The organism is Microbacterium sp. (genome assembly GCF_011620665.1).
Taxonomy (GTDB): domain Bacteria; phylum Actinomycetota; class Actinomycetes; order Actinomycetales; family Microbacteriaceae; genus Microbacterium.
In genome coordinates this window covers 1-7967 of record NZ_WOYQ01000040.1, presented here as the reverse complement: position 1 = coordinate 7967, position 7967 = coordinate 1, and the positions used below count along the sequence as shown (strand labels likewise).

General features: G+C 66.9%; 9 protein-coding genes and 1 tRNA gene. 5 read left to right on the top strand and 5 right to left on the bottom strand.

Annotation, left to right across the window (positions count from 1 at the left end):
• Positions 1-202: 202 nt before the first annotated feature.
• The 5 genes from QZV81_RS05490 to lysE all read left to right on the top strand — a co-directional run bounded on the left by QZV81_RS05490 (position 203) and on the right by lysE (position 5113).
• Positions 203-871 carry a YqaJ viral recombinase family protein gene (locus tag QZV81_RS05490; RefSeq protein ID WP_292833968.1) on the top strand — a complete coding sequence of 223 codons (669 nt, stop codon included), beginning with the start codon at positions 203-205 and terminating at the stop codon, positions 869-871.
• A gap of 150 nt (positions 872-1021) precedes the next feature.
• The gene (locus QZV81_RS05485) at positions 1022-2728 is read left to right on the top strand and encodes an MDR family MFS transporter (RefSeq protein ID WP_292833965.1); all 1707 of its coding nucleotides are present in this window, start codon (positions 1022-1024) and stop codon (positions 2726-2728) included.
• Positions 2721-3179 carry a MarR family transcriptional regulator gene (locus tag QZV81_RS05480; RefSeq protein ID WP_292833962.1) on the top strand — a complete coding sequence of 153 codons (459 nt, stop codon included), beginning with the start codon at positions 2721-2723 and terminating at the stop codon, positions 3177-3179. Before QZV81_RS05485 ends, QZV81_RS05480 begins: the two co-directional genes overlap by 8 nt.
• A gap of 141 nt (positions 3180-3320) precedes the next feature.
• Complete coding sequence (locus QZV81_RS05475) at positions 3321-4352, top strand: NADP-dependent oxidoreductase (RefSeq protein ID WP_292833959.1); 1032 nt, start codon at positions 3321-3323, stop codon at positions 4350-4352.
• Between the two features lie 89 nt (positions 4353-4441).
• Positions 4442-5113, top strand: a complete 672-nt coding sequence (lysE, locus tag QZV81_RS05470; RefSeq protein ID WP_292833956.1) for an L-lysine exporter — start codon at positions 4442-4444, stop codon at positions 5111-5113.
• 80 nt (positions 5114-5193) lie between these two features.
• Here lysE and rplA read toward each other — a convergent pair whose 3' ends face one another.
• The 5 genes from rplA to QZV81_RS05445 all read right to left on the bottom strand — a co-directional run bounded on the left by rplA (position 5194) and on the right by QZV81_RS05445 (position 7934).
• Positions 5194-5883, bottom strand: coding sequence for a 50S ribosomal protein L1 (rplA, locus tag QZV81_RS05465; protein WP_292833953.1), 690 nt, complete (start codon positions 5881-5883; stop codon positions 5194-5196).
• A 14-nt stretch (positions 5884-5897) separates the two neighbouring features.
• Complete coding sequence (gene rplK / locus QZV81_RS05460; protein ID WP_292833950.1) at positions 5898-6329, bottom strand: 50S ribosomal protein L11; 432 nt, start codon at positions 6327-6329, stop codon at positions 5898-5900.
• A 103-nt stretch (positions 6330-6432) separates the two neighbouring features.
• Positions 6433-7458, bottom strand: coding sequence for a transcription termination/antitermination protein NusG (gene nusG, locus QZV81_RS05455; RefSeq protein ID WP_292833948.1), 1026 nt, complete (start codon positions 7456-7458; stop codon positions 6433-6435).
• A gap of 66 nt (positions 7459-7524) precedes the next feature.
• Entirely contained in the window at positions 7525-7788 is a 264-nt protein-coding gene (gene secE / locus QZV81_RS05450; RefSeq protein WP_292833945.1) for a preprotein translocase subunit SecE, read from the bottom strand.
• A gap of 73 nt (positions 7789-7861) precedes the next feature.
• A tRNA-Trp gene (locus QZV81_RS05445) sits at positions 7862-7934 on the bottom strand.
• Between the last annotated feature and the right edge of the window lie 33 nt (positions 7935-7967).

Sequence of the window (7967 nt, the reverse complement as noted above, 5' to 3'; positions counted from 1 at the left end):
TCCGCACCGGGTGCGCCGGTTCGCACCGGGTGCGCCGGTTGGGTCCCGTCCGCGCCCAGCGCGGTCGCGCGCATCCAGCGCACTCGGGGACGACGAGCGCGCGAGAGACGGGGAAGCGCGCGACAGACGGGGAGCGCGCGAAGGATCGGGGGGCGGCGCGTCGGAGGTGCGAGGCGTCGGAGACCGGTTTAGCCTCGAGAGCGTGACTCCCGACCTGGCCGCGCGCATCGTCGCCGACTCACGCGACCGCGTGGCGTGGATGCGGGCGCGCTCCCGCGGAATCACCGCGACCGATGTCGCCGCGCTGACGAGCGATCGCGCGATTGCGCGCGCCGCCGACGCGAAGCTCGCCGGGTCGGGGTTCTCCGGCAATGCCTACACCGACCACGGTCGGCGTCGCGAACCCGCGATCGCCGCCTGGGTTGCGGCGACCCACGGCATTCAGCCCTCATCCGCTCTCTTCCACGCGGTGGTCGAGAAGCGTCACCTCGCGACTCCGGACGGCATCGTCCAGGATGCCGGCGGACGCGTGACCCTCGCCGAGATCAAGACCACGAACAAGACCTGGCGCTCGATTCCCCGCACCTACCTCCGCCAGGTCTGGTGGCAGCAACACGTCCTCGGCGCAGAACGCACACTGGTCGTGTGGGAGGAGCACGACGGGTTCGTCCCGGTCGCCGACGAGCCACGCTGCGCCTGGGTGGATCGCGACGATCGCGAGATCAGGACGCTCGTCGGATTGGCGACCGAATTGATCGACGAGTTGTACCGGCGGACGACCCACCGCGCAGTGCCGCCGCGCGGGACGTCGCTGAGCACAGCGCCCCGCCACGCGCGCGAGCCCTACCGCGCCCTCGCGCTCAGCGACTGACAGCGCGACCGCGCGAGATCTCCACCCCGATCCGCCAATAGTTGACACATATCAACGACAGGCATATAGTTGACGAATCTCAACGGTTGAGTCATCTCAACGTTCTCGCGTGTCGTCGCGCACCTCCACCTTCCTCACAAAGGGACCTCTATGTCTTCATCCTCTGCAGCGCTCGAAGAGCCGCGCATGAGCCACCGCCGGGTGCTCGAGGCGCTCTCGGGACTTCTGCTCGGCATGTTCGTGTCGATGCTCGCCTCGACGGTCGTCTCGACGTCACTGCCGGTGATCGTCCACGACCTCAACGGCAACCAGACTGCCTTCACGTGGGTCATCACCGCGACCCTCCTCACGACGGCGATCTCGACGCCGATCTGGGGGAAGCTCGCCGACCTCACCAACCGCAAGCTGCTCTTCCAGATCGCGATGGTCATCTTCGTGCTCGCGACCGCTGCCGCGGGGTTCTCACAGAGCACCGAGATGATGATCGCGTTCCGCGCCGTACAGGGCATCGGAGCCGGCGGACTGGCAGCACTCAGCCAGGTGCTGATGGCCGACATCATCAGCCCGCGTGAGCGCGGCCGCTACATGGGGTTGTTCGGCGCCGTGATGGCCGTCTCGACGATCGGCGGGCCGCTCCTCGGCGGCGTCATCACCGACGCCTGGGGATGGCGCTGGAACTTCTTCGTCGCGCTGCCGTTCGCAGTGGTCGCGCTGATCCTTGTGCAGATGACGCTGGATGTCCCGCCCCGCCCCGAGAAGAAGACCACGATCGACTATTTGGGCATCGTCCTGCTGTCGGCGTCCGTCGCACTCCTGCTGATCTGGGTCACCAATGCCGGCACGGCGACGCAGGGCGACTGGTCCGACCTCGCCAACAACGACTGGTGGAGCCTGTTGTCGGTGCTCATGGTCGGCGGCGCGGTGCTGGCTGCGGTGCTCTTCGTCGTCGTCGAACTGCGCTCGAAGGAGCCGCTCATCCCGCTGACGCTGTTCCGCAACCGCACCTTCACGCTGTCGGTCATCGCGTCGATCTCCACCGGCATCGCGATGTTCGGAGCAACCGTGTTCCTCAGTCAGTACATGCAGCTCGCGCGGGGCGCGACGCCGACCGAGGCCGGTCTCATGACGATCCCGATGATCGGCGGACTGCTGCTGTCGTCGATCGGCGTCGGCGCCCTCATCACCAAGTTCGGTCACTGGAAGCCGTATCTCATCGTCGGCTCTGTGCTGCTGATCGCAGGCTCCACGATGCTGTCGACGCTCCACTACGACACGAACTTCGTCCTGGTCTCGATCTACATGTTCCTCCTCGGCGCGGGCGTCGGGATGACGATGCAGAATCTCGTGCTCGTGGTCCAGAACACCAGCCGTCCGGAAGAGATCGGTGTCGCAAGCTCCGGCGTCACCTTCTTCCGAAGCCTCGGCGGAACGGTCGGCGTCTCTGTCATGGGTGCCGCCCTGGCAGCCCGCGTCATCGCTCTCGTCTCCGAGCGCAAAGACGCCATCACCGCGGCGCTGACCAGCCTCGGCGCCGACGCGCAGAAATGGGCAGAGCAGTTGCAGTCCGGCACCCTTCCGCAGGTCTCGGCGATGCCCCCGGCATTGCGCATCGTGTTCGAGGACATCTACGCCAACGGCATCTCGCACTCCTTCCTGATCGGTGTGCCGTTCGCCGTGATCTCACTCATCGCGATCGTCTTCCTCCCCAACCAGCCGCTGACGAGAATGACCACCGCCGAGCGTATGCGGGCGGGCGAGGCGGACCTCGCCACCGTGTCGGTGCCGGAGGCCATGGCAACGCTTACGGCAACCGGGACGGTGCGCACCGTCGCACCGGAGCGCGAGACGGATGACTGACGAAGCCGGGGCTCGCGCCGATGCGGTGCGGGCCCTGGAATCCACGCTCAGCGAGCTGATCGGCCAGTTCCGGCGGCTCATCGCCGAGGCCGCCCACCGGATCAGTCCTGACATGCTCCCCGGCGCATACAAGCTGTTCACGACGATCGTCCGGCAGGACTCGGTGACGTCCTCCGCTCTCGCAGAGCTGATGATGATGGACAAAGGACAGATCAGCCGGACCGTGCGCGAGCTCGAAGACCTCGGCCTCATCGCCCGGACACCCGATCCTCGAGATGGACGCTCGAGCCTGCTCTCCGCCACGCCCGAAGGCCTGGAACGCCTCGCGGCAGCGCGGGTGCCCAACGAGCGCGGCCTCGAGGAGTCCATCGCCGCATGGGGCATCGACGACATCCACCGCCTGTCGGAGCTTCTTCACGCCCTGGCGACGGGCACCCGCCCCGCCCAATGACAGGTGCCGGCCGAGCCGACGCCAGATCCTTCTCCCCCCGGTAGCACCTTCGTAACACCGGCGAGACAATCACGCGCTTGACTTGTGCTCACACCAAAGCACAGTGCAGCCGACGTCGACGCGCACGCGGAAGGAGCGAGGATGAGGTTCCGGCCGCTACGCCTGACGTCCCCTGAGGAGGCGACGTCCCTCGTCGCCCCAGACCTCCCTGGGCACATGCGAGCCATCGTCTTCGACGCCATAGGAGACGCCGATGTCCTGCACGAGGTCACCCTGCCGCTTCCGCGTCCGGTGATCAGCGAGCTTCTGGTGCGGATCGTGGCGGCCGGTGTCAACCCGATCGATGTGAAGACCCGGAGCGGGGCAGGGGTCAGCGGCGCGATCTCCGCCTTCCCCAGCACGCTCGGATTCGACTTCAGCGGCGTCGTCGTCGCGGCGCCATACGAGGCGCACCCGTTTCCCGTCGGCACCGAGGTGTTCGGGATGGTCGCCTTTCCGCGATCCGGGGGGACCTACGCGGACTATGCCGTCGTGCCCGCTCTGTCAGTCGCGCGCAAGCCCGCGTCGCTTTCGCACGTCGAGGCTGCCGGGGTCCCGCTGGCCGCCCTCACCGCGTGGGGCCTGGTCGTCGAGACAGCGCACGCGCACGAGGGACAGCGGATCCTGATCCACGCCGGGTCGGGCGGGGTGGGGCACTTCGCCGTCCAGCTCGCCGCGTACTTCGGCGCGCACGTCACGACGACCGGTTCTGCGGGGAATCAAACCTGGCTGCGTGACCTCGGCGCCGACGTCGTGATCGACTACGCGAGCACGCGCTTCGAAGATGTCGTCGGCGACGTGGACGTCGTCATCGACCTGGTCGGCAACGTGCACGACGACACGGGAACGCGTTCATTGACCGTGCTGCGGCCCGGCGGACTGTACGTGATGGTGCCCACGGGTGGCTGGCCCGATTATGCCGCCGCCGCCGCCGAAGCGGGTGTGCGCGCGACATCCTTCAAGGTCACGCCCGACGGCGGCGTGCTGGCCACCCTCGGCCGCCTGCTGGAGTCGGGGGCGATCCACGTGTACGTCGACCGCGTCTTCGACCTCGCGGATGCCGCTGCCGCCCACCGGGAGCTCGAACAGGGCCACGCGCGCGGCAAGGTCGTCTTGTCGATCGGCGAGGGCTGACCTCGCATCGCGACAACGCGACGACGCGACCCCTCGACGGCATCGAACACGAGCTGGACTCCACGACGGCCGCACAGTAACGTCGAGAGGTGCTCCCCACCCTCGTCGCCGGCTTCGGACTCGGTCTCTCGTTCATCGTCGCGATCGGCGCGCAGAACCTGTTCGTCCTGCGCCAGGGCATCCGCCGCGAACACGTCCTCGTCGTCGCAACGGTCTGCGCCGTCTCCGATGCCCTCCTCATCGCCGTCGGCGTCTCGGGACTCGGCGCGATCCTCGAAGCCGCGCCCGGCGCGATCGAGGTCGTGCGCTGGGCCGGCGCCCTGTTCCTCAGCGGGTACGCGATACTCGCCGCACGTCGCGCATGGCGACCGTCCGGCGATGCGCTCGCCCTGGCTCCCGCCGAGAGCGACCCCAACGCCGGTCCCCATGGGCGCGGGGCGCATCCGATGCTCTCCCGATCGACCACCGCGACGCGCCTCGCGCCGGTGATCGTCACGTGCCTCGGGTTGACCTGGCTGAATCCACACGTGTATCTCGATACGGTGTTCCTGCTCGGGTCGGTGGCGGCCACCTACGGCGACGAGAGGTGGCTGTTCGCGATCGGTGCGGTGACGGCATCCGTCGTCTGGTTCTTCTCACTCGCGCTCGGGGCGCGCTACCTCGCGCGGGTGCTTGCGACACCGCGCGCCTGGCGCGTCCTCGACGCGGTGATCGCCGTCGTGATGCTCGCTCTGGCGGTCAGCCTCGTCCTGCCGCGCTGACGGCCGCACAGACGGCGACACGGACGGCGAAGGACCCCACACTCAGGTGAGGTCCTTCGCCGTCGGCGCGGTGCGCGATGTCAGACGAGGGTGTTGACGTCGAGCGGAATGCCGGGACCGAACGTGGTCGACACAGCACCCTTCTGGATGTAGCGCCCCTTGGAGCTGGAAGGCTTCAGACGGACGATCTCCTCGATCGCGGCTGTGAAGTTCTCTTCGAGCTGATCGGCCGTGAACGACGCCTTGCCGACGACGAAGTGCACGTTGGCGTGCTTGTCGACACGGAACGCGATCTTGCCGCCCTTGATGTCCTCGACAGCCTTCGCCGGGTTGGGGGTCACGGTGCCGGTCTTGGGATTCGGCATGAGGTTGCGGGGACCCAGGACCTTGCCGAGACGACCGACCTGGCCCATGAGCTCGGGCGTCGCGACGGCTGCGTCGAAGTCGACCCACCCCGCGGCGACCTTCTCGATCAGGTCGGCGCCGCCGACCTCGTCGGCGCCGGCGGCGATGGCGGCCTCGGCCGCCGGACCGGTCGCGAACACGATGACGCGGGCGGTCTTACCCGTGCCGTGGGGAAGGATGACCGTGCCACGGACCATCTGATCGGCCTTGCGCGGGTCGACCGCCAGCTTGAGGGCGACCTCGACGGTGGAGTCGAACTTCTTCGAGCCGGTCTCCTTCGCCAGATGCACTGCCTCGGTGGCGTTGTAGAACTTGTCGCGGTCGATCTTCGCCGCGGCTGCCTCGTAAACCTTGGATTTAGCCATGATCGTTGTCTCCCTCAGCCCTCAACCGTGATGCCCATGGAACGGGCGGTGCCGGCGATGATCAGCGAGGCAGCCTCGATGTCGTTCGCGTTCAGGTCAGGCATCTTGGTCTCCGCGATCTGGCGCACCTGATCCTTCGTGAGCTTCGCGACCTTGACGGTGTGCGGGGTCTTCGAGCCCTTTGCCACACCGGCAGCCTTCTTGATGAGCTCCGCCGCCGGCGGGGTCTTCAAGATGAACGTGAAGCTGCGGTCCTCGTAGACGGTGATCTCGACGGGGATGACGTTGCCGCGCTGAGCCTCGGTGGCGGCGTTGTACGCCTTGCAGAACTCCATGATGTTGACGCCGTGCTGACCGAGCGCGGGCCCGATCGGCGGCGCCGGGTTTGCGGCACCGGCGTTGATCTGAAGCTTGATCAGGCCGGTCACCTTCTTCTTGGGTGCCATTCTCTTTCCTTTCCTCGAACGGATGCCGTGGGCATCCCTTCTCCCGCACGTCCGGCATCTCCGGATCGCGGTTCCCCCGGTGCCTGAGCTCCGGGAAGTCTCACTACTGCTTGGTGACCTGCTCGAAGCTGAGCTCGACCGGCGTCTCGCGCTCGAAGAGGGAGACGAGGACCGTGAGCTTGCCACTCTCGGGCTTGATCTCGCTGATGGTTCCGGGCAGACCCGCGAACGAGCCTTCCTTGATCGTGATCGTCTCACCGACCTCGAAGTCGACCTCGGTGATGACGCTGCGCGACTGCGTGGCCGAGCCCTTCGCGCCGGCGCTCTTGGCGGGTGCGCTCTCAGTGACCTGCACGAGCGACTTCAACATGCTGAAGGCCTCTTCGAACCGCAGCGGGATCGGGTTGTGCGCGTTGCCGATGAACCCGGTGACACCGGGGGTGTGCCGCACGACCGACCACGTGTCTTCGTTCAGCTCCATACGCACGAGGACGTAACCGGGAATCCGGACGCGCGTGACCATCTTGCGCTGACCGTTCTTGATCTCGACGACGTCCTCCATGGGGACCTCGATCTGGTAGATGTCCTCTTCGACCTCGAGCGTGTTCTTGCGCTGCTCGATGTTCGCCTTCACCTTGCGCTCGAAGCCGGCGTACGAGTGAATGACGTACCACTTTCCCGGAAGCGAGCGCAGCTCAGCGCGGAAAGCCTCGTACGGGTCCTGGTCAGCCGCATCCGCACCGTCCTCCAGTGCGGGCGCGTCGGGTTCACCGTTGATGTCGGGTCCGTCGTACGGGCGCACCTCGGCGGCGGCCTGCGCTGCACGCTCGGCTTCTTCCTCGGCGAGCGATTCCGTGAGGACTTCGGCGGCCGCTTCGACCTCGTCTGCCTCGTCGATCTCGAGTGCGTCGTTCACGATGGCGTCCGCCTCCGGATCGTCGATGTCCATTTCGTCTGTGTCGCCCTCGCCCTCGCCGTCGTCCGCGACGAGGTGGACGGCGATGTGCTCGGCCGGAACGGCGGCGAGCTCTTCCTCGGCAAGGACGCCGCCCTCCTGAGCTTCATCGTCTTCGCTGGACTGCTCGGCAGCGGTCGCCCAGTCGGCGTCGTCGAGATACTTTTCAGACACGTTGGTTCTCTTCCATGTGTGGGGCACGCGGCGCGGTGGCACGCGGGGTGAGCAGGCTCGGCCCGCTCAGGACGGCACGCCGAAAACGACCTGCACCACCTGAGTGAAGAGCAAGTCGAGACCGTACACGATCGTCATCATCACGAGGACGAAGCCCAGGACGACCGCCGTGAACTTCACCAGCTCCTGCCGGGTCGGCGTGACGACCTTGCGAAGCTCTGCGATGACCTGGCGGATGAAGAGGGCGACCCGCTGGAAGAAGTTCAGCTTCTTCGCGCGGGGCACGCCGCTCACTGCGACGACATCGCCGTTCGCCTCTTCCTGGACCATGTACCCACCTGTGTGACTTGCTTTCGTGCCAGCGATTGCTGACGCGCACTGTCAGCGCATGAACGCCGACACGCAGGGCGGACAGGAATCGAACCTGCAACCTGCGGTTTTGGAGACCGCTGCTCTGCCAATTGAGCTACCGCCCTAAAGATCTCGCGACCCCTAAAGATCTCGCGACC